Source organism: Microbacterium sp. LWO12-1.2, assembly GCF_040675875.1.
Lineage (GTDB): Bacteria > Actinomycetota > Actinomycetes > Actinomycetales > Microbacteriaceae > Microbacterium.
This window is the reverse complement of the sequence record NZ_JBEGII010000001.1, coordinates 2,496,163-2,515,089: the sequence shown is the minus strand read 5'-3', so window position 1 is coordinate 2,515,089 and position 18,927 is coordinate 2,496,163. Positions and strand designations below refer to the sequence as shown.

Genomic DNA, 18,927 nt, shown 5'->3' with positions numbered 1-18,927 from the left:
CGTCGCCGGAGTGACAGAAGCCGGGCCGCAGCTCACGTATCTGGAGGACACCCACATGCACAGCAGGACGAAGGTGCCCGTCCCGACCCCCGTCGTCGCCACGTTGGTGGAGCAGCACCTCGGTGTGTCCGCCGCGGGCGTCGACGAGCTGGCGGACGGCATGTACAACGCGGCCTATCGCGTCGGTCTCCAGAACGGAGGGCAGGTCGTGGTCAAGGTGGCGCCCCCGGATGATCTCCCGCGCCTCGGCTACGAAGACGCCCTGATGCGCTCCGAAGTGTCGTACTACGCCCACGCGGCGGGGCGAGCACCGGTTCCGGCGGTGCTCGCCGAGGACTTCACCCGCCGTCTGATCGATCGCGATGTGATCTTCCTGTCGTTCCTCGACGGCGCACCGCTCCAGCGCATCGGGCGCGACCTGACGGACCTGGGACGCGCGACGGTGCGAGCCGAGCTGGGCACCGCCGTCGCGCGTCTGCACGAGGTGCGGGGCGAGTTCTTCGGCTACGACCGTCCTGATGATCGCGATTCTCTGCAGGGCGATACCTGGGGTGAGGCGTTCGGTCGCATGTGGGATGCGGTCGTATCGGACGTCATGCGGTACCGGGTGCGCATCGGACCGACCGAAGAGCTGCTCCGCTCGACGGTCCGGCGCCACCGCGCCCTGCTCGACGAGGTGTCCGCGCCGGCGTTGGTGCACTTCGATCTCTGGGATGGCAATGTGTTCGCCGCTCAGGACGGCGACTCGGCACGCCTGACGGGGCTGATCGACGGCGAGCGGATGTTCTGGGGCGACCCCCTGGCCGAGCTGGTGTCGACGTCGCTGTTCCGCGACCCGGCGAAGGACGTCGCGTTCAACGTCGCCTACGCCCGCGCCGGTGGGCGGGAGTGGGCCTTCGACGAGGACCAGCGCACTCGCTTGGCGCTGTACGACGCCTACGTGTGCATGCTCATGCTCGCGGAAGCCGTTCCCCGCGGCTATCGGGGCATGGGCGCGGCGATGTCTCGACGGTTCGTCCGCGGCCGTCTCCGCGCCACGCTGCGGCGGTTGCACAGCTAGCCGGGCGCGGAGACGATCAGCTGCGGCAGCGGCTCTCGTCTCAGGCGCCGCTATTCGTAGCGGAGCGACTCGACGGGGTCGGCCTTGGCTGCCCGGGCTGCCGGGAGCGTGCCGGCCAGGAAGGCGATGACCATGACGAGCACGATGATCGCGCCGATCGACGCAGGGTCGAAGGCGATGAGCGTGAGCCCTGGTAGGTCTGCCAGGAAGCCCTCGGCGAGGGCGCTGCTGATCGCGGTACCGGCGAGCATGGCGATGCCGGCGCCGATGGCGCTGCCGAGGAATCCGAGGAACGCCGCCTCGAGACTGAACAGGGTGAAGACGCGACCTGACCCCATTCCCATCGCCTTCATGAGCCCGATCTCTCGGGTGCGTTCTTGCACGGACATGTAGAGCGTGTTCACGATGCCGAAGGCCGCGGCGAGGAGCGCGATGATCGCGAAGGCGTTGAGCACGAGCACGATGCCGTCGATGACGGTGGTGACCATTCCGAGCTGATCGGCGATGGTCGTGCCGGTGTAGCCCTCGTCGGCCAGCGACTCCTTCAGCGTCGCGATCTCCTCGTCGGATGCGTCGGGGTCGAACCAGACCGTGGCGCTGGCGTAGAGGTCGGCCTGCTCTGCGGAGAGACCGGTGCTCTGCGCATCGAACAGCGCATCGTCGAGTGAGGTGTTGACGAGGATGCTGGAGCCTGTTGCGCTGGCCAGACCTTCTTCGGTGATGCCGACGATGGTGGCCTCCACCGTGTGCGAGGTGCGGTCGGCATCGGTGATCGCGATGGTGACGCTCTGTCCGATCGCGTCATCCTGGTCTGCGAACCCGAGGGGCTCGACGTAGGCGGCGGGGAGGGCGACCTCGAAGGAATCGGAATCGGCGTCCGGTTCGGTTCCTACGGCGAAGACGGCGCTCTGCCCCGGGATCAGGCTGCCGATCGACGCGACGAGCCGGGTGCCGTCACCTGCCTGGATGTAGTCCGGAGTGATGGTGCGAACGGGATCGACCTGGAGAACGCCGTCGATGCTCTTGATCGTTTCGACGTCGTCGGGGGTCAGCGCGCTGACGGTCATCCCGGGGATGCCGCTGGAGACGGCATTCGGGTCATACTCGCGGGGTTCGGTGCTGGGTTGGCCCGGTGCGAGCGTTCCGCTCTCACTGCTCTTCGTGACAGTCATCGCATCGGATGCGCCGACGCCGGAGACGGTGTCATCGATGTAGTTGTTGATGCCTGTGCCCAGTCCGCTGGTCAGGGTGAGAGTGAATGCACCGACGAAGATGGCGAGGATCGTGAGGATCATCCGTGTCTTGGAACGGAAGGTGTTCGATACCGCCGAAGCGATCAGATCTGAGGTCCTCATGCGGCGATCTCCTTCGTGGTGTCTTCGATGATCTGGCCGTCGCGGATCACGATGCGGCGATCGCAGCGCGCCGCGAGATCTTCATCGTGGGTGACGACGATGAGGGTGATGCCGTGTTCTCGGTTCAGGGTGAACAGGATGTCTTCGACCGTGGCGCCGGTCTGGGTGTCGAGATTTCCGGTGGGCTCGTCGGCGAAGATCAGGCGCGGGTCGTTCACGAGCGCGCGGGCGATCACCACACGCTGCTTCTGCCCGCCGGAGAGGTTGGCAGCCTTGTTCTTCGCCTTCTCGGCGAGCCCGAGCTGCTCGAGAGCGGCCATGCCTCGGCGCCTGCGCTCGCCGCGGGGGACGCCGGCGATCTTGAGGGGCAGGATCACGTTGTCGAGGACGCTGGTGTTGCCGGTGAGGAAGAACTGTTGGAAGACGAATCCGAAGGTCTTGTTGCGAGTCCTGTTCAAGCGCGAACCGCGTAGACCTGCCGTATCGGCACCCGCCAAGGCGATGGTGCCGGAATCGGCGACGTCCAGAAGCGCGAGCAGGTGCATCAGCGTCGACTTCCCGGAGCCACTCTTGCCGATGATCGCGACGGATTCGCCCTCACGGATGTCGAAGGACACGCCCTTCAGCGCGTCGAACCGGTTCTGGCCGCGGCCGTACGACTTGCGCACGTCCCTGACCTGGAGGATAGGTGTCGGCATCGGAATGCTCCGTTCGTGGTGGCTGGTCCTTCAACGATCGCGCCGGACCGGTCCCGTCACATCCCACAGGCATGGACACCTGCGTACTGCGCTCGTGGTATCTGCAGGTACCACGCCCACCGGATGACACCGCCACACGGAGAGGAGCACACTGGGGGAGTGGCCACCCTGACCGATCTCCCGGATGCCCCTGCGGATCCGCATCCGAAAGTCCCCCGATGGGTGACGGAGATCATCGTCGGTGCCGCCGTACTCGTGCTCGCGTTCGCCCATCCGCCGTTCGCAGGATTCCAATCGACCGGGCTGCTGACGACAGCGCTGATGCTCGCGCCGATCATCGTGCTGCCCTGGAGGCACCGCTGGCCGGTTGCCGTGCTCATCGTGCTTCTCGTCATCTTCGGGCTCGCGGCGATCGCGGGGACCCTCGCGATCGGAGTGGCGGTCGCCGTGGGCGTCGCGATGTTCCAGGTCTCCTTCCGGGGGCCGCGGAGGAGAGGCTTCATCATCGGGGCCTGCGCGGTGGTGGCGATCCCGTTGCTGACGCTGCCGGCCGCCATCGGGAGCGTGATCGATCCGCGAATCTTCCAGTTCGGGTTGATCGTGGCGTTCGCCACGGCAGCCGGCGACGGGGCACGGTCGCGGATCGCATACATCACGGCGATCAACGATCGCGCTGAGCGTGCCGTCCAGACGCGGGAGGCCGAGGCGCGACGGCGTGTGAGTGAGGAGCGCCTGCGTATCGCACGAGATCTGCACGACACCGTCGCCCACCAGATCGCCGTGATCAGTCTGAGCGCCGGTGTGGCGTCGTCGACGATCGACACGCTCCCCGACAAGGCGAAGGAGTCGATGGCGACGATCCGTACGGCGGCACGAACGGTGCTCAGCGAGATCGGCGACCTGCTCGCGATCCTGCGCGCCGATGACTCTGACGACGACTCCCCGATACCGCAGGCCGGTGTGGACAACATGGATGACCTGGTCGCGCAGTTCGCGGATGCGGGACTCGACGTCACCACCCGTGTCGAGGGTGACGTCGATCGAATACCGGGCGCGATCGGACTCGTCGCCTATCGGGTCACTCAGGAGGCGTTGACCAACGCGCACAAGCACGGATCGGGAAGCCGTGCGCATGTCCTCATCGAAGTGGGAGGCAGCGATCTGACCATCAGCGTGACCAACCCGTTGCGCCCCGAACGCTCCGTTGCGCTCCGGCCGACGAGCTCAGGGCTGGGCCTGATCGGGGTGCGCGAGCGGGTGGCATCCGTGCGTGGAACAGTGGAGGCAGGGCCTGCACCCGGGGGATGGAAGGTGGTGGCCAGGATGCCGCTCACACGGGAGACGTCATGACCACCGTGCTCGTGGTCGACGATCAACCGCTGGTCCGTCACGCCGTGGCAGACATCCTGTCGGCGCACGAGGATATGGATGTCGTCGGCCTGGCGGGAGATGGGCAAGAGGCGGTCGATGTGGCAGCGGTGCTCCGGCCCGATGTGATCGTCATGGACATCCGGATGCCGGGCCTGGGCGGAATCGCCGCGACGGAGAAGATCTGCGCCACGCCGGAACTGCATGACACGAAGGTATTGATCCTGACCACTTTCGAGGAGGACGAGAACCTGGTCGCCGCCCTGCGTGCGGGCGCGAGCGGGTTCGTCGGCAAGGGCGCTGAGCCCCAGGAGATCGTCCGCGCCGTGCGAGCGATCCATGCGGGCGACGCGCTCCTCTCGCCCGTGGCCACGCGGGCACTGATCGATCGTTTCGTGTCGGCACCCGCACCGCGGCGCCGGGTAGGTCCGGAGCTGGATCACCTCACCGAGCGCGAGCGAGAGGTGCTCCTCATGGTGGCGCAGGGGCGCTCCAACCAGGACATCGCAGATGAGCTCGTCATCTCGCCGCACACCGCGAAGACGCACGTGAACCGGATCATGGTCAAAGTCCAGGCGCACGACCGGGCACAGCTGGTGATCCTGGCATACGAGTCAGGTCTGCTCGCCCCGGGAACCTGAGCGCCCCTGCCGCCACCCGCGCGACATGGCCGTGACATCGCGACTCAAACCCGCGCCGAGCAGCATGCCGATCGCGATCGCGGTGAGCGAGCCGAAGGTGCGCAGGATGGTGCTCGTCGCGCCTGAGGTACCCGATGCGGCCTCGCTCAGACCGATGAATCCCATGGCCCCAGGAACCAGGAGCCAGTAGGCGCAGGTGAGCATCACCGCGGTCGCCGGCGCCGATGGGAGGCGACCGGCGAGCATGACTGCGGGGATGACGATCATCGCGCCGATGAGCCCCGACATCTCGGCGCCGACCAGCGCGTCGCCCAGCAGTTGCGCGGAGTACGCGACCACCAGGGCGTAGAGGATCCACACCAGGGAGCGGCGGGGCGCCGAGGAGTACAGGTAGTAGCCGAGGCTGACGAAGGCGATCCCGACCCACGGCGCCCAACTGCCGAGCTGCGTCGGCGCGGTCGTCGGTGCAGGCGGCTGACCCGCGATCGAGATGCCCGCGTACACACCGAAGGCGAGCAGACCGAGCCGTGCGATGCCGGACACGAGACGGCTGGCACCTGCCATCATCTGTCCTGAGGTGAGTTCGACGGCTGCGATGGTGAGCGTGAGCCCGGGCAGGAACGACACGAGCGACGGCGCCACGAGCCGAAGCACGTCGTCGTGCACGAGCGGGCGGACGAGCAATGAGATCAGCAGGGTCACGGAGAACGCGGTGAGCACCGGCAGGATCAACGAGAGCGTGGCGATCCGGTTGCCGATCAGCACGATCGATCCGACGATCACCCCCAGCACCAGATAGACGGGCAGGGCGGTGACGGTCGGATTGAGTACGAGGCCGAAACCGACCGTGAGCAGCGTGTACCCGAAGACCGTGAGCACGGGGCCGAAGCGCGGGCGCCTCGAGCGGATCTCCTCGAGCCGGGCGACGACGTCATCCGGTGAGGTCACGTTCTCACGTGCCCTGCGCACCAGTCTCTCCACGGCGTCGACCTGATCCAGCCGGAGAGCGTCACCGCCCGCGGCGAAGACGGAGGTCTGCGACGACGCGTTCCGAGGATCCTCGACCAGGATCAGCGTCGGCAGCACGAACACCCGCAGATCGCTGCGGTCGTAGCGCTCGGCGAGCCCGTCGAGCGTTTCCTCGACGTCGTTGGTCGCCTGTGACGAGTCCAGCAGAGAGGCCCCGAGAAGCCCGAGCATCGTGGGTATTCCGGCATCGACCGAAGGGAGGAGCTCGGATGCGGCGTGAGGCCGCAATGCCTGGAGGGCGCTCTGCGCGCGGACGATGACGCCGGGGCGAGTCTTTCCCGCGCGACTGATCGGACGCATCACGGTCCCTGCACGATGTCGCCCGACAGCAGATGCAGCCGAGATGCGGCGACGATCGCATCCTCCCGGGTGGAACAGTCGAGTTTGCGGTACAGGGATCTCAGCTGGGACTTGATCGTGTTCGGCGACACGTACAGCGATGCGGCGATCTCCGCCGTCGTCCGGTGGTGCGGAAGGGCGTTGAGCACGCGGATCTCACTCGATGTGAGTGCGGGCGGCCGGGGACGATCCACTGTGGCGAGGCCGACTGCTGTCGCCTCGAACATCGCCGCGTCCCGCTCAGGGAGGCGCTGCTGCACGTGCCGCATGAGCTGGAGCGGCATCGTGGAGAGAAGCCGGCGCGTGCCCGTGCGCTCCGTGAGACGCGCGACCTGCAGCGCCGTCGCGGCACCGACGGTGTCGGTCAGCGCGCACTCCAACCATGCCGACAGCAGGCTCCGTTCGGCGCGCGGGCCCGGGCCCAGCGAACGGTCACCGGCGAGTGCGCGGAGACCGAGTGCAGCATCCTCGAGGTGCGACTCGAGAAGCTCCAGGCGGATCATCGCCAATCGCGTCAGATGTCCGGAACGAATGGTCGACTCACCGAACCGCCGAGCGGCGCTCCGCTCCCCCAAGGCCCAGAGAGCCTCGACCGAGAGTGAGTTGATGACGTCGGAGGCGAACGATCCGTGCTGATCCGGATGCGCATCGCTCGCCAGTCTGACGACCTCGAGTGCTTCGTCGGCCTGCTGCCGTGCGAGCAGATGACGAGTCCGCGCCAGAAGCGCGAAAGGCCAGGTCAACTCGATGCTGTCGTAGGTCTCGAGCTGGGGGAGGAGCGCCTCGACATCCGGAGCCATCTTCTCCACATCGACCAGTGCGCGCGCGCTGCGTTCCGTCATCGTCGTCGAGGCGCGATGTGCGGCAGCCGGCGCCGGGAGCAGCGAGAGCTCGTCGAGGGCCCGCTCCGCCTCGTCGAGAGATCCTCGGACCGCGTGGGCGAGCGCGGTGCGGCCGAGGATCATGCGCGCCGCGTCGGGCTGGCGCGAGAGCATCCCCAGCTCCCTGGCCGTGGCGAACTCCCGCAATGCGGGAGACGATTCGCCTGCGGCGAGCAGGGTCGTGCCGATCTGCTGGTGGTAGAACCAGAGCGGACCATCGAGCTGCTCGTGTGATCTGCCGCGGTCTTCCAGAATGCGCTCCTGGAGTCTGCGCGCGTGGATCATGGCCGCCGCGACATCACCGCTCAGGCGGAAGGCGACCATCTGCACCAGCAGGAGGATGTCGAGCTCGTCCGGACTCATTCCGCGCGCGTCCGCAGGGTTCACGAGCGGCTTGAAGGGGGCGGTCGTCCTCGCCAGCACCGGAGTCATGCGGTGCAGGATGCGCAGGACGGGGTACTCCTTCAGGAGCGGACCTGGTAGCGACTCCACGGCCGCGGTCAGTTCGTCGAAATGGGCGTTGTAGAGCGGCCAGATGTTGCGCATCGCCGCACGGGCGATGGCTTCGGACCGGCCGGCGATCACAGCGTCGCGGAGCTCTTGGATCGCGCTGTCGGCATCCGTCAGATTCAGAGTCTGCGAGCGCTCTGAAGAGGTGCGCGAGCCGGAGGGCATCGCCGGTTCAGCCTTCGCCCGAGTGCGCGGCGAGTCGGCGGAGATCGCTGAGAGTGAGCAGGTGGAGGTCGCCGCGATCCTCGAACTTGGTGGAGACGTTTCCCGCGAGGCCGCCCTCGAGCGCGAGCCGGCTGCCGAGGTCGAGGACGAGCTGAGGCGCCCCCTCCGAGAGATCGACATCCGCGAGATCGACCCACACGATGTTGGGGCGCGTGGTCGACTCGAACACGTAGCGCAGCCGGGTGAGGTCGGCGACGACCTGCCAGATCGTCTGCGACGCATCCGGTTTTCCGGCATCGGGCAGGCGGAACGGCTGGGCGGCGTTGCGGATCACGCTGAACATCGACGCGATGGCCTCGAGCGGTGTCGACGGCTGCGGCAGACGTCGCACATAGTGCGCCGCGCGCGCGAACCGGTCAGTGGCGAGGGTCGTTCCGGGCAGAGGGGCGTCGCCGCCGAAGCCGTCGATCCGCGCCAGGAGGGCGAGTTGCTGATCGTATGCAGGGGAGTTCGTCATCACGTGATACTCGGGGCTGTGGTGCACCGTCATCTCGCCGCCGATGTATTCGATGATCGCCGAGTCGCCGGAGGCGTCGTCAAGCGCGAGGTGGATGGTGGGGACCTCGCCGGTCGCGGGATCGGTCAGCTGCACCACCTGCACGCGATTCGACTCGATCCACTCGACGGCCGCAGCCACCGTGGCGAAGTTGTCGAGGAAGTACTGCAGCCAGACGGCCTGACTGAGCGCAGGGCGAGAAGGATCGTGTTCTCCGTACGACGACTCCGCCAACCAGAGCACGTGTCCGGCCAGTCCCGCCTCGTTCATGCCGTCGACCGAGATCATGTCGAACGCGGTGGCGACGATGCTGCCGTACTGCGCGCTCCACGCGAGTACCCCATCGACTCCGTCGTCGCGTCGCGTCCCCCGTGGCTGAATCCAGAGATTGGTCCCCAGGTCGCGGTGGTAATCCATGTTCCGTCCGACGAGAACCGCGCCTGCGGCGTCGGGCCAGACCACTCGTGTGCACATCGTCGCATCTTCTCTCTCGTAGCTCGGTCGCGGAGGCGGAGGCCCCGTCCGTCTTCTATGCCTGCCGAGGCATGGAAGACGCTACTTCTTCCGGGGGCGGAACCAGGGGAACAGCGACCCGATCACGACTCCCGCGGCCAGGACGGCGAGGAACCATCCCCATGCGGGCATCGTGAACTCCAGGAACAGGAACCGCAACGTCGCGGGAGCGACGTTCGAGAACACGAAGGACAGGGCGGCGATCGCGATGATGATCGCGACGATCGCCTTGGCGCCGTTGCGTGTGGCGTTCGGATCAACACCGTCGGCGGCCGTGCGTTCCGTCTTGGACATCTCTCTCCTCCTCGTGCATCCGCGGGGCCGCGGGCGTCACAGCAAGGACATTACTCACTTCGGAGGCTCGAAAACGAGAGGGTGAGAGGCGGGTGAAACACAGATGACGGGGCAGATCATCACCCGAGTGACGCCCCGGGGGAAATCTCCGGTGGGCGTGGTCGAGGGGCTCCGCCGTCGGCATAGTCTCGCGGCCATGACCCCAGGAACACATGCTCCGCAGAGGATGATCATTCGCGACGTTCGCGTGTTCGACGGCGTCAGCGACAAGACGCAGGACCATGTCGATGTCCTGATCGAAGGTCCACATGTCGTCGCGGTCTCCTCCTCCCCGGTCGCGGGGGACGCCTCAGACGGCGTCGTGGAGATCGACGGCAAGGGCCGCTTCCTGATGCCCGGTCTCACCGACGCGCACGTGCATCTGATGGGCAACGCGAACAGCATGGTGGAGTTCCTGCAGGGGCCGACGGGTGCGCTGTACGGCAACACGATCGCCGAGGCCAAGAGGATGCTGCTGCGCGGCTTCACGACGGTGCGCGACATGGGTGGCGACACCGCTCCCGTGAAGTCGCTCATCGACCGCGGCGTCTTCGACGGGCCTCGCATCTTCCCCAGCCAAGCGATGATCTCGCAGACCTCGGGGCACGCCGACTTCTCGTTCGTCTACGACGTGCCTGAGGAGTTCGGGGGCAAGCCCAGCCGCACGGAGGACATCCACTTCACGCGTGTGGCAGACGGGGTGCCGCGGGTGCTCGCCGCGGTCAGGGAGCAGCTCAAGATGGGGGCCAGCCAGATCAAGCTCACCCTCGGTGGGGGAGCGGCGTCGATGTATGACCCGCTCAACACGCTGCAGTACACGCCCGACGAGATCCGCGCCGCCGTGCAGGCGGCGACCGACTATGGAACCTACGTCGCGACGCATGTGTACACGCCGGCCGGGATCGCGCGGGCGCTCGACGCCGGCGTCAGCTCGATCGAGCACGGTCACCTCGCCGACGAGGCCACCGTCCGCCTCATCGGTGAGAAGGGCGCGTGGCTCTCGATGCAGCCGTTCGCGGAGGACGATCACCACTACCCCGACCCTGTTCGTGCGGCCAAGAACACCGAGATCTGCCAGGGCACGGATGAGGTGTACGGCTGGGCGAAGCAGCACGGCGTCAAGACTGCGTGGGGCACCGACCTGCTTCTCGAACCCCAGTCGGCAGCGCGCCAGAGCACCATGGCTGCGCGACTCGGGGAGTTCTACAGCAACGTCGACGCTCTGAAGATGCTCACCTCGGGCAATGCCGCGCTCTTCGAGCTCGCCGGTGAGCGCAATACCTACCGTGCAGCGAAGCTCGGCGTGATCGCCGAGGGCGGGTGGGCCGATCTGATCCTCGTCGACGGCGACCCGCTCGCAGACATCTCGCTCATCGCCGACCCCGACACGAACTTCAAGGTCATCGTCAAGGGCGGCCAGATCATCAAGAACTCGCTGTGAGCACATGCGTGCCGGATCGGAAGTCTCCGCATGAACCGAAGAGAAGGGCCGTGGCCGTCATGACGGACGAGAGCGTGACCGAGATTCTGACCGAGAGCGAGGTCGGCACCCGTGCCGGGCGCCGCGCCGCGTTCGGTGAGGTGCTCATCACAGCCACCGGAATCGGCGTCGATGCGTCGTGGGGCCACATCTATGGACCGGTGGACCTGACCATACGTGCCGGCGGGGTGACGGTGCTGGTGGCCGCAGGAGGACGAGGACGCCAAGCGCTCCTGCTGACCTTGGGCGGCCGGATGAAGCCGACGACGGGGACGCTGGAGGCCTTCGGGCGCGTCGACAAGCCGCACCACCTCTTCGATCGAGCGGCGATCGCCAACATCGACGAGGTCGACGGCATCCCCCAGACGATCCGTGTGCACGACATCGTGACGGAACAGGTGCGCTGGGCAGCCAAGTGGTATCAGTGGGTGCCGCAGTCGACCGATGAGGACCTCGAACGCATCTGCCGTCCGGTCTTCGGGGAGTACTCGTTGCCGACGATGGATGCGATGGTCGAGGAGCTCCCGGAGTTCACCGCGGCGTTGTTCCGCATCGCGGTCGCCAACATCCGCAAACCTCCGCTGCTCGTCGTCGGCGGGGTGGACACGCTCGCCAGCATCGAAGCATCCCAGCGCCTCCGCGAACGTCTCATCGCGCTCGGCTCCGAGCAGACCGTCATCATGGCGGACATCAACGGGGTGGAGAAACAGGACGGCATCACCGACGTGATCGAGGTCCCGAACCTCACTGATCAGGAGTTCGCGATCCTGGAGCGAGAGGTGACGGGCCGATGATCGCCGCATTCTCACCGGGCAGTGACTTCAAGCGCTACTACCGCGGGCGTATGCCGCGCCTCGCCGTCGTCGTGATCATCCTCATGCCTCTGCTGTACGGCGCGCTGTACCTGTGGGCGTTCTGGAATCCCTTCGGCAATGTGAACCATCTCCCCGTCGCGATCGTCAACCTCGACGAGGGCACCGAATCGATGGGAGAGCCCATCGACGCCGGTACGCAGGTCGTGAAGGGGATCGTCGCCTCGGGTCAGCTCGAGACGCACGTCGTGGACGAGGAGGAAGGCACCGCAGGCCTGGCTCACGGACGCTACGCGTTCACCATCACGATCCCTGCGGACTTCAGCGAGTCGATCGCGTCGGCAGCCACCGGTGATCCGCGCCAGGCGGATCTCATCTTCACGTACAACGACGCGAACAACTACCTCTCGACCGTGATCGGTCAGGATGCCGCCGCCGAGGTCATCAACGACGTCACGGCGCAGGTGGGGGAGCAGGTCTTCCTCGCCGTCGTGACCGGCATCAAAGGCGAGCTGCCCAAGATCCGCCAGGCTGCTGCGGGCGTCGAGCAGCTCAACAGCGGAGTCGACGAGCTCAGCACCGGCGCCGATCAGCTCGCCGCCGGACTCGTGACGGCGAAGGGCGGAGCGGGCACGCTGTCCGGTGCGCTCGACGAGCTCGTCGGTGCCGTGGACGGTGCGGTCGGACAGGTCGAACGTGCCGTGAACGCGAACGGACTCACCACCGCCGAGTTGCAGCAGTTCGCATCGTCGATCCGGAGCAACACGGACGCGGTCGACGGGGCACTCAGCGGCATCGCCGACGCGAACGCGCGGGCGCAGGCCGATCTGCAGGTCGTGATCGACGATGTGCGAGCCTCTGGAGACGAGGAGCTCGCCGACCGGCTGGAAGGTGTCCAGAGTTCGATCAGACAGAGCGCCGTCGGCCAGGAGGTCTCGATCGCCTTCGATCGCCTCCGCAGCGACGTCGACGCCCTCGCCAGCGAGTTCGACAACCCGAGCAGTCGCGTGAACGTGATCCTGCGCGCCGTCGAGTCCGGCGGCATCAACAGCACGCTCAACGAGGTCACCGCGAAGGCGAACGAGCTTCGCTCCGGTGCGGACCAGCTCGCCAGCGGGTTGGTGCAGCTCAGCGACGGAGCGAACGAGATCACCGCGAACATGCCCCGTCTCGTCGCCGGAACCGCGGAACTCGCGACCGGAGTCGAAGCGGGAATGAAGCTGATCCCGACGTGGAACAGCGATCAGCAGTCGAGCTTCATCAAGACTCTGGCCGACCCTGTAGTGATGAAGCAGGTCACGAACAACGAGGCGAAGACCTTCGCCTACGGATTCGCCCCATTCTTCTTCGGACTCGCCCTGTTCGTCGGCGGCATCATCGCCTGGATGCTCTTCACGCCTCTGCAGGCACGGCCGTTGGCCCAGGGGCTCGGATCCTTCCGCACGGTCCTGGCATCGTACGCGCCGACTCTCGCGATCGGCTTCCTGCAGGCGACGATCCTGTACCTGGTCGTGCGCTTCGGTCTCGGGATGGAGTACGCGAATCCCTGGGGCACCTTCGGGTTCATGTTGCTCATGGTCGCGATGTTCATGGCGATGATCCAGATGTTCAATGCGGTCCTCGGCCCGGCCGTCGGACGTGTGCTGACACTCGCCTTCCTCATGGTCCAGCTCACATCGGCCGGCGGGGTATACCCCGTCGCCGTGACGACCCTGCCGTTCCAGTACATCCACTGGATCGATCCGATGACGGCGACCGTGACCGGGTTGCGCTTCATGATCCTGGGCGGCGCGGACTATCGACTCTGGGTGGCGATCGGAACGATCGCGTTGCTCACGGTGGTGTTCCTCGCGATCTCCACCTGGGCCGCCCGACGAAACCGTCAGTACAACATGGACCGCCTCTACCCGCCGGTCGAGGTCTAGGAGGCGTCAGCCGCACGATACGTCCCACATCCACTCCGCTGCATCTGTCCGATCCATTCGTAGGAGCGAAAAGTGACCACCAACACCAGCAAAGCCCGCCAGTCGAACAACCTCGACTCCACTCTGAGCATCAACCCCGTCTTCGTCCGTCCTGGCGAAGCGACCGAGTTCGACAAGTTCACGCTGCCGGCGGGTCCGAGCCTGCCGGAGACCGCGTACCAGATCGTGCACGACGAGTCGATCCTCGACGGCAACTCGCGTCTCAACCTCGCGACCTTCGTCGGCACCTGGATGGATGACGAGGCCAAGAAGCTGTACCTCGAAGCCGCCGACAAGAACATGATCGACAAGGACGAGTACCCGGCGACTGCGGCGATCGAGGACCGCTGCTGGCGCATCCTCGCCGACCTGTGGAACATCCCGGACAAGAACGACACGATCGGCACCTCGACGATCGGATCGTCGGAGGCCTGCATGCTCGGCGGCCTCGCGCTCAAGCGTCTGTGGCAGGAGAAGCGCAGGGCGGAGGGCAAGTCGACCGAGAAGCCGAACCTCATCATGTCGGCGGCCGTGCAGGTCGTGTGGGAGAAGTTCTGCAACTACTGGGATGTCGAGCCGCGCTACGTGCCGGTGTCACCCGACCACATCGTCCTCGACGGCTACAACCTCGAGGACTACGTCGACGAGAACACGATCGGCGTCGTCTCGATCCTCGGTCAGACGTTCACCGGCCTGTACGACGACACGGTGGCTATCTCCAAGAAGCTCGACGAGATCCAGGCGAAGACCGGCCTCGACGTCAAGATCCACATCGACGGCGCATCCGGAGCGATGGTGGCGCCGTTCTGCCAGCCCGATCTCGTCTGGGACTTCCAGCTCGACCGGGTCAACTCGATCTCGACCTCCGGACACAAGTACGGCCTGGTCTACCCGGGGGTGGGCTGGGTCGTCTGGCGCAACACCGCGGTTCTGCCCGAGAGCATGATCTTCCACGTCAGCTACCTCGGCGGCGACATGCCGACGCTCGCGCTGAACTTCTCGCGTCCTGGTGCCCAGGTGCTGCTGCAGTACTACCAGTTCCTGCGCCTCGGGTTCGAGGGCTACCGCGAGGTGCAGCAGAACTCGATCGACGTCGCGACCTACCTCTCGAGCGAGATCGCGAAGATCGGTCCGTTCGAGCTCGTGAGCAAGGGCGACACGATCCCGGTGTTCGCGTGGGTGCTCAAGGAGGGCCACACCGACACGTGGACCCTCTACGACCTCGCCGACCGTCTGCGCATGAAGGGCTGGCTCGTGCCCGCCTACCCGATGGCCGACGACATGGCCGATGTCATCCTGCAGCGCATCGTGGTCAAGGTCGGGCTCAGCCGCGACCTCGCCTCGGCGCTGTTGGCCGACATCAAGGGCGAGGTGGAGTTCCTCGACGCGTTGACCACGCCGTTGCCCGACAGCGCCAACGGATCGCACTTCCACCACTGAGTCGACGAACGCGGGGAGGGCGCGCGTGCGCGTCCTCCCCGCGGCTCTCCGCAGAGTCCGACAAACCAGAGCCCCACACATAAGGAGCGCGCATGACCGCCGCTGAGATCAGCATCGATCCGCCTCGGAGACTCTTCGTTCCCAGTGTGACGAAGCAGTGCTGGGGTTTCATGATCGGCTCCGCCTTCTTCGCGGTCGGATCCGCCCCCGGCCTGAGCGAGGTGCTGGGATCCAGCGGATCCAACCTGCTGTTCTTCATCGGCGCCTGGTTCTTCACGACGGCAGGGCTCATCCAGCTCTTCCTCAGCGGCGCCGTGTCGGTGCCGGTGTCGTACGCGCCGGGGCGGATGGTGCGGGCCGAATGGCTCACGGCCGCCACGCAGTCGTTCGGCACGATCATGTTCAACGTCAGCACCACCAGCGCTCTGCATGCGCGCTCTGTCACCGCGCAGGAGAAGTTCGTCTGGAACCCGGATGCCGGTGGCTCCGTCGCGTTCCTCCTGAGCGGTGTCGTGGCATTCATCGCCTACGCCCACGTGTCAGGGCGCTGGAATCTCGGACGCCGCGCGTGGTGGTCGGTGTTCATCAACTTCGTGGGGTGCGTCGCATTCGCGGCCTCCGCGGTCGGTGCCTACATCCTGCCCAACGGCGACGCGATGAACGGGGCGCTCGCGAACAACGGCACGTTCATCGGCGCGCTCTGCTTCCTGTTGGCTTCGCTCATCGTGCTCCCGTTCTGGGCCCGGTCGCGCCCGCAGAGCCGGACCGTCGCTGACGCCGGCGACGAGACTGTCCGCCCATGAGCACCACGACATCTGAATCCGACCCGGCCTGGGCACCCGTGCCCGGAGTGACGGCACCCGCGGTCGCCCGCACTGCTCGGCGCTCTCTGGACGACGAGTCGTTCGCGCTGCTGATCGGCTCGGTCGCGTTCGTGGTGTGCGCGATCGTCGCCGTCTTCGTGTTCTGGGGGCGCGAGGTCCCCATCGACGGGCGGCAGTCGCTGGGCGACTTCACGGCCATCGCCGGCGCTGTGGCAGCCGCCCTCAGCTTCGCCCTCTCGCGGCTCCGACCGCGCCCCGACAGCGAGGGATCGGCTCCGCACGCGACGGCGACCAGATTCTGGTGGATCGATCTCGTCGCGCTCTCGGCAGCGTATGGGACGATCGCGCTGCTCGGGTGGATCGGCGTCGCGACGATCCTCAACCACAGCTTCCTCGGAGCGACGGTGTTCGCCACTCCCGCGGTGGTGCTGGCTGCGGCCGCGACGGCACTCAGCGCCTACCTCGCATTCGTGAGCGGGGCCGGCCTCTCGCCTCGGCATCTGTCGCTCGTCCTGGCCGTGTTCCTGGTCGTCGGCATGGTGACCGCGATGCTGAGCTCGGCGGATCCGCAGTGGTGGCAGATGAACCTGTCGGCACTGGGCATCACGCATGACATCTCGGCGTTGACGTTCAACCTGACACTCATCGTGTCGGGCGTCATCGTCACCACGATCGCCCGGTTCGGTACAGCGTCGCTCCCGGCCTGGACCACCACGGAGCGGCGCAGACGTGCAGTGGTGCGCGCGTTCTTCATCCTCCTCGGGGTGCTGCTGGCGTGCGTGGGGATCTTCCCGGTCGACCGGTTCTTCCTGCTGCACAACACGGTCGCCACCGGCATGTGCGTCGCCTTCGCGGTACTCGTGATCGGTCTGCCCTGGCTGGTGCCGACCATGCCGACGGCGTTCACCGTGCTGGGCTTCGTCTACGTCGGAGTCATCGTCGTGCTGTCGTTGCTCTTCGCCGCCGGCATCTACAACCTCACCGCCGTCGAACTCGTCTCGGCGCTGCTCATCTTCAGCTGGATCATCCTCTTCCTGCGCAACGTGCAGAACGTGCCGCACGGGCGCGAGGAGCAAACGGGCGGTCGATCATGATCGTGCTGCTGGCAGATCTGCTGACCCTCGGAGTCGCCGTCGCGATCAGCCCTCTCTCGATCGTCGCCGTGATCCTGATGGCGACCTCGGGCAAAGGGCGCACGAACGGAACGGCATTCCTGATCGGCTGCTACACGTGGGGGATCGTCTTCGTGGGCATCCTGGTGCTCCTCGGGCGGGCCGCGGGCGCGGACGAACCCGATTCGGGCCCGCACATCACGATCGACGTCATCGAGATCATCCTCGGTCTGGCAATGCTCTTCCTCGCATTGCGGCAGTGGCAGAGTCGCAACTCGCATGAACCGCCGAAGTGGATGGCGAGCCTGGACGGGTTGACGGTCTGGAAGGCGTTCCTCGTCGGCATCCTGCTCGCCGGTCCAGCCTCACCCAAGGATCTGCCCCTGCTGGTCGCCGCGAGCGGACGCATCTCGCAGGCCTTCCTCCCGGTCGGTGAAGTGATCGCGGTGATCCTGATCTTCGGCGCGATCGGTGTCACGGCCATCGCGGTCCCGTGGTTCATCAGCGTCGTCTCGCCGAGCAAGGTCGAGGTGCGGCTCTCGGGGATGCGCACCTGGCTCGTCACCAACCATGCCGTGATCATGACGGTGCTGTTCGTCATCCTCGGGTTCAAGCTCATCGGCGCGGGCGTCGCCGACCTGGCGGGGTGAACGGTGGAACCCGTCCTGTTCGTCATCCCGGCCCTGGCCGTGCTCGCTCCGCTCTTCGCGCGCGGGGTCTCGCGGTGGATCCGCATTCCCATCGTCGTGTTCGAGCTGCTGCTCGGTATCCTCGTCGGACCGAGTGTGCTGGGCTGGGCCGGCCCGTCGGCGTTCATGAGCACTCTCGCTGCTCTCGGGCTCGCGATGCTGTTCTTCCTCGCCGGGAGCGAGATCGAGTTCGGCGTTTTCCGCGGTCGCACCGGGCGTGGCGCGGTCGTGGGCTGGATGATCAGCATCGCGGCGGGACTGGCGATCGGGTGGCTGTTCGCGCCGGGTGATGCGGCCGTGATCATCGGCATCGCCCTGTGCTCGACCGCGCTCGGAACGCTGCTGCCGATCCTGCGGGATGCGGGGGAGTTGCGCACTCCGTTCGGACTCGCGGCGGGGGCTGTCGGGGCGGTCGGGGAGTTCGGGCCGCTGATCGCCGTCTCGGTCTTCCTCGGCTCGCGTGATCCCGGGCCGTCGACGCTGGTGCTGGTGCTCTTCGGCGTGATCGCGGCGATCGCGATCTGGCTGTCGATCGCGCTCCCGCGCGGAGCCATGTACCGCTTCGTCAGCTCCTCCCTGCACACCTCCGGCCAGTTCGCCGTGCGCATCGTGTTCTTCGTGCTCACGGCACTGCTCGCGTTGAGCATCGCGCTCGATCTCGACATGCTGCTCGGTGCCTTCACCGCCGGTGTCGTGTGGCGCCTGCTCATGCGCGACGCGCGGAAAGCCGACCGCGAGGCCGTCGAGAGCAAGGTCGAAGCGGTGGCCTTCGGCTTCCTCGTTCCCGTCTTCTTCCTGTACACAGGGCTGACCTTCGATCTCTCCGCGCTCCTGGCACAGCCGATCCTGTTCGCCTTCGTTCCGGTCACGGTGCTGGCGCTGCTGCTGGTCCGCGGAGTGCCGTCGATGCTCGCCGCTCCCGCCGGTTCCTCCTGGCGCGACCGCGTCGCGCTCGGCCTGCTCGGGGCGACAGGGCTGCCGATCATCGTCGCGGCGACCGCGATCGGGGTCGCCAGCGGGGTGCTGTCGTCGTCGATCGCCTCAGTGCTGGTCGCCGGCGGGATGCTGTCGGTACTGCTGCTGCCGTTGATCGCGATGAGGATCCGCGGGTCGAAGCCGACGGCCGCCGCAGCGCCTTCCGAGAGCAGCCTCGCATGA

17 protein-coding genes are annotated in these 18,927 nt (G+C 66.7%); 11 read left to right on the top strand and 6 right to left on the bottom strand.

Annotated features, from left to right (window positions below):
• The first annotated feature begins 55 nt into the window (after nt 1-55).
• Nucleotides 56-1,060, top strand: a complete 1,005-nt coding sequence (locus MRBLWO12_RS12135) for a phosphotransferase family protein (RefSeq protein ID WP_363555805.1) — start codon at nt 56-58, stop codon at nt 1,058-1,060.
• Nucleotides 1,061-1,110: 50 nt separating this feature from the next.
• Here MRBLWO12_RS12135 and MRBLWO12_RS12130 read toward each other — a convergent pair whose 3' ends face one another.
• On the bottom strand, nt 1,111-2,415 hold the full coding sequence (locus MRBLWO12_RS12130) for an ABC transporter permease (RefSeq protein ID WP_363555803.1): 1,305 nt from the start codon (nt 2,413-2,415) through the stop codon (nt 1,111-1,113).
• A complete protein-coding gene (locus MRBLWO12_RS12125; RefSeq protein WP_363555801.1) occupies nt 2,412-3,113 on the bottom strand; it encodes an ABC transporter ATP-binding protein in 702 nt (233 codons plus the stop codon). Before MRBLWO12_RS12125 ends, MRBLWO12_RS12130 begins: the two co-directional genes overlap by 4 nt.
• Before the next feature lie 159 nt (nt 3,114-3,272).
• Between MRBLWO12_RS12125 and MRBLWO12_RS12120 the strand changes: the two genes are divergently transcribed.
• Nucleotides 3,273-4,463 carry a sensor histidine kinase gene (locus MRBLWO12_RS12120; RefSeq protein WP_363555799.1) on the top strand — a complete coding sequence of 397 codons (1,191 nt, stop codon included), beginning with the start codon at nt 3,273-3,275 and terminating at the stop codon, nt 4,461-4,463.
• Entirely contained in the window at nt 4,460-5,122 is a 663-nt protein-coding gene (locus MRBLWO12_RS12115) for a response regulator transcription factor (protein WP_363555797.1), read from the top strand. The genes MRBLWO12_RS12120 and MRBLWO12_RS12115 overlap by 4 nt, the downstream gene beginning before the upstream one ends.
• On the opposite strand, the gene MRBLWO12_RS12110 is transcribed toward MRBLWO12_RS12115, so the two are convergent.
• The 4 genes from MRBLWO12_RS12110 to MRBLWO12_RS12095 all read right to left on the bottom strand — a co-directional run bounded on the left by MRBLWO12_RS12110 (nt 5,096) and on the right by MRBLWO12_RS12095 (nt 9,409).
• Complete coding sequence (locus MRBLWO12_RS12110) at nt 5,096-6,451, bottom strand: threonine/serine ThrE exporter family protein (RefSeq protein ID WP_363555795.1); 1,356 nt, start codon at nt 6,449-6,451, stop codon at nt 5,096-5,098. The two genes, MRBLWO12_RS12115 and MRBLWO12_RS12110, sit on opposite strands and share 27 nt — an antisense overlap.
• Nucleotides 6,451-8,046 (bottom strand): LuxR C-terminal-related transcriptional regulator, encoded by a 1,596-nt coding sequence (locus MRBLWO12_RS12105; RefSeq protein WP_363555793.1) that lies wholly within the window; start codon nt 8,044-8,046, stop codon nt 6,451-6,453. The genes MRBLWO12_RS12110 and MRBLWO12_RS12105 overlap by 1 nt, the downstream gene beginning before the upstream one ends.
• A 7-nt stretch (nt 8,047-8,053) precedes the next feature.
• Nucleotides 8,054-9,076: a linear amide C-N hydrolase gene (locus MRBLWO12_RS12100; protein WP_363555791.1), complete on the bottom strand. Its 1,023-nt coding sequence runs from the start codon at nt 9,074-9,076 to the stop codon at nt 8,054-8,056.
• 81 nt (nt 9,077-9,157) lie between these two features.
• Nucleotides 9,158-9,409, bottom strand: a complete 252-nt coding sequence (locus MRBLWO12_RS12095) for a LapA family protein (protein WP_363555789.1) — start codon at nt 9,407-9,409, stop codon at nt 9,158-9,160.
• A gap of 226 nt (nt 9,410-9,635) precedes the next feature.
• On the opposite strand from MRBLWO12_RS12095, the gene MRBLWO12_RS12090 reads away from it, so the two are divergent.
• The 8 genes from MRBLWO12_RS12090 to MRBLWO12_RS12055 all read left to right on the top strand — a co-directional run bounded on the left by MRBLWO12_RS12090 (nt 9,636) and on the right by MRBLWO12_RS12055 (nt 18,927).
• A complete protein-coding gene (locus MRBLWO12_RS12090) occupies nt 9,636-10,889 on the top strand; it encodes a metal-dependent hydrolase family protein (protein WP_363555787.1) in 1,254 nt (417 codons plus the stop codon).
• A gap of 50 nt (nt 10,890-10,939) precedes the next feature.
• A complete protein-coding gene (locus MRBLWO12_RS12085) occupies nt 10,940-11,722 on the top strand; it encodes a hypothetical protein (RefSeq protein WP_363555785.1) in 783 nt (260 codons plus the stop codon).
• The gene (locus MRBLWO12_RS12080) at nt 11,719-13,665 is read left to right on the top strand and encodes a YhgE/Pip domain-containing protein (protein WP_363555783.1); all 1,947 of its coding nucleotides are present in this window, start codon (nt 11,719-11,721) and stop codon (nt 13,663-13,665) included. The genes MRBLWO12_RS12085 and MRBLWO12_RS12080 overlap by 4 nt, the downstream gene beginning before the upstream one ends.
• 72 nt (nt 13,666-13,737) lie before the next feature.
• A complete protein-coding gene (locus MRBLWO12_RS12075; RefSeq protein WP_363555781.1) occupies nt 13,738-15,144 on the top strand; it encodes a glutamate decarboxylase in 1,407 nt (468 codons plus the stop codon).
• 92 nt (nt 15,145-15,236) lie between these two features.
• Complete coding sequence (locus MRBLWO12_RS12070) at nt 15,237-15,947, top strand: hypothetical protein (RefSeq protein ID WP_363555779.1); 711 nt, start codon at nt 15,237-15,239, stop codon at nt 15,945-15,947.
• Nucleotides 15,944-17,062, top strand: a complete 1,119-nt coding sequence (locus MRBLWO12_RS12065; protein ID WP_363555777.1) for a hypothetical protein — start codon at nt 15,944-15,946, stop codon at nt 17,060-17,062. Before MRBLWO12_RS12070 ends, MRBLWO12_RS12065 begins: the two co-directional genes overlap by 4 nt.
• On the top strand, nt 17,059-17,730 hold the full coding sequence (locus MRBLWO12_RS12060) for a GAP family protein (protein WP_363555775.1): 672 nt from the start codon (nt 17,059-17,061) through the stop codon (nt 17,728-17,730). Before MRBLWO12_RS12065 ends, MRBLWO12_RS12060 begins: the two co-directional genes overlap by 4 nt.
• A 3-nt stretch (nt 17,731-17,733) precedes the next feature.
• Nucleotides 17,734-18,927 carry a cation:proton antiporter gene (locus MRBLWO12_RS12055; protein WP_363555773.1) on the top strand — a complete coding sequence of 398 codons (1,194 nt, stop codon included), beginning with the start codon at nt 17,734-17,736 and terminating at the stop codon, nt 18,925-18,927.

Excerpts from the sequence above, each read along its gene's own strand:
- MRBLWO12_RS12115 (WP_363555797.1), top strand. The coding sequence starts at position 4,460 with ATGACCACCGTGCTCGTGGTCGACGATCAACCGCTGGTCCGTCACGCC.
- MRBLWO12_RS12065 (WP_363555777.1), top strand. The coding sequence starts at position 15,944 with ATGAGCACCACGACATCTGAATCCGACCCGGCCTGGGCACCCGTGCCC.
- MRBLWO12_RS12060 (WP_363555775.1), top strand. The coding sequence starts at position 17,059 with ATGATCGTGCTGCTGGCAGATCTGCTGACCCTCGGAGTCGCCGTCGCG.
- MRBLWO12_RS12090 (WP_363555787.1), top strand. The coding sequence starts at position 9,636 with ATGATCATTCGCGACGTTCGCGTGTTCGACGGCGTCAGCGACAAGACG.
- MRBLWO12_RS12070 (WP_363555779.1), top strand. The coding sequence starts at position 15,237 with ATGACCGCCGCTGAGATCAGCATCGATCCGCCTCGGAGACTCTTCGTT.
- MRBLWO12_RS12105 (WP_363555793.1), bottom strand. The coding sequence starts at position 8,046 with ATGCCCTCCGGCTCGCGCACCTCTTCAGAGCGCTCGCAGACTCTGAAT.
- MRBLWO12_RS12095 (WP_363555789.1), bottom strand. The coding sequence starts at position 9,409 with ATGTCCAAGACGGAACGCACGGCCGCCGACGGTGTTGATCCGAACGCC.
- MRBLWO12_RS12135 (WP_363555805.1), top strand. The coding sequence starts at position 56 with ATGCACAGCAGGACGAAGGTGCCCGTCCCGACCCCCGTCGTCGCCACG.
- MRBLWO12_RS12100 (WP_363555791.1), bottom strand. The coding sequence starts at position 9,076 with ATGTGCACACGAGTGGTCTGGCCCGACGCCGCAGGCGCGGTTCTCGTC.
- MRBLWO12_RS12130 (WP_363555803.1), bottom strand. The coding sequence starts at position 2,415 with ATGAGGACCTCAGATCTGATCGCTTCGGCGGTATCGAACACCTTCCGT.
- MRBLWO12_RS12080 (WP_363555783.1), top strand. The coding sequence starts at position 11,719 with ATGATCGCCGCATTCTCACCGGGCAGTGACTTCAAGCGCTACTACCGC.
- MRBLWO12_RS12110 (WP_363555795.1), bottom strand. The coding sequence starts at position 6,451 with ATGCGTCCGATCAGTCGCGCGGGAAAGACTCGCCCCGGCGTCATCGTC.
- MRBLWO12_RS12125 (WP_363555801.1), bottom strand. The coding sequence starts at position 3,113 with ATGCCGACACCTATCCTCCAGGTCAGGGACGTGCGCAAGTCGTACGGC.